Source organism: Streptomyces graminilatus, assembly GCF_001418565.1.
GTDB lineage: Bacteria > Actinomycetota > Actinomycetes > Streptomycetales > Streptomycetaceae > Streptomyces > Streptomyces graminilatus.
The window spans coordinates 1-1,585 of sequence record NZ_LIQQ01000730.1 but is presented as its reverse complement, the minus strand read 5'-3'; the positions used below and the strand labels follow the sequence as shown (position 1 = coordinate 1,585).

The 1,585-nt window shown below is 70.8% G+C and carries 1 protein-coding gene; it reads left to right on the top strand.

Annotation, left to right across the window (positions count from 1 at the left end; translation table 11 throughout):
* A partial coding sequence (locus AOK08_RS40730) for a type I polyketide synthase (RefSeq protein ID WP_157877020.1) occupies window positions 1-1,585 on the top strand: 1,585 nt, incomplete at both ends.

Genomic DNA, 1,585 nt, shown 5'->3' with positions numbered 1-1,585 from the left:
CCGCCGAGGGCTACCTGGGCACCGGGAACTCGGCGAGTGTGATGTCGGGGCGGATCGCCTACACGCTGGGGCTGGAGGGGCCGGCGGTGACGGTGGACACGGCGTGCTCCGCTTCCCTGGTCGCGCTGCACCTCGCCGTGCAGGCGCTGCGATCGGGTGAGTGTGATGTGGCGTTGGCCGGTGGTGTGACGGTGATGTCGTCGCCGCTGTCGTTCGTGGAGTTCTCGCGGCAGCGGGGGCTGTCGGTGGACGGCCGCTGCAAGGCGTTCTCGGTCGACGCGGACGGTACGGGCTGGGGTGAGGGCGCGGGTGTGCTGCTGGTGGAGCGGCTGTCGGATGCTGAGCGGCTTGGGCATCGGGTGCTGGCTGTGGTGCGGGGCAGTGCGGTCAATCAGGACGGTGCGAGTAATGGGCTGACGGCTCCGAATGGTCCGTCGCAGCAGCGGGTGATCCGGCAGGCCCTGGCCGTCGCCGGACTCGACGCGGCCGAGGTCGACGCCGTCGAGGCACACGGCACGGGCACCCGTCTCGGCGACCCGATCGAAGCCCAGGCCCTGCTGGCCACCTACGGCCGGGAACGGTCGGAGGAGCGTCCGCTGTGGCTCGGTTCCGTCAAGTCCAACATCGGTCATACGCAGGCCGCTGCGGGTGTTGCTGGTGTGATCAAGATGGTCGAGGCGATGCGGCACGGCATGCTGCCGGCCACGCTGCACGTCGACAAGCCGACCGACCAGGTCGACTGGTCCACCGGTGCCGTCCAGGTCCTGACCCAGGCGCGGGAGTGGCCGGAGGCCGACCGCCCGCGCCGGGCGGGTGTGTCCGCCTTCGGGGTGAGTGGTACCAACGCGCACGTCATCCTCGAGCAGGGTCCCGCCCCCGAGGAGATCGACCGGAGCGGGGAGGGCGAGCCTGGGTCGGTGGCGGGTCCGGTTTCTGTTTCCTGGCCGGTGTCGGGGCGCAGTGAGGTGGCGTTGCGGGGGCAGGCGGCGCGGTTGCGTGCGCGTGTTGAGGCCGACGAGGCGCTGGACCTGGTGGACGTGGGGTTCTCGCTGGCGAGCGGTCGGTCGGTGTTCGAGCATCGGGCGGTGGTGTCGGGCCGGGATCGTGCTGAGCTGCTGGCGGGGCTGGGCGCGGTGGCGTCGGGGTCGGACGTGCCGGGTGTGGTGCGGGGTGTGGCCGACTCTGCTTCGTGCGCTGTGTTGTTCTCGGGGCAGGGTGCGCAGCGGTTGGGTATGGGGCGGGGTCTGTATGAGGCGTTCCCGGTGTTCGCGGGGGCGTGGGATGCGGTGTGTGAGGTGCTGGATCCGCTGTTGGGGGAGCCGCTGACGTCGGTGGTGTGGCCTTCGGAGTCCGAGGGTGACGTGGTGGGGTTGTTGGATCGGACGGTGTGGGCTCAGGCGGGGTTGTTCGCGTTTGAGGTGGCGGCGTTCCGGTTGGTGGAGTCGTGGGGTGTGGTGCCGCGGTTCGTGGTGGGTCATTCGGTGGGGGAGATCGCCGCTGCCCATGTGGCGGGGGTGCTGTCTTTGGGTGATGCGTGTCGTGTGGTGGCGGCGCGTGGCCGGCTGATGGACGCGTTGCCGGGTGG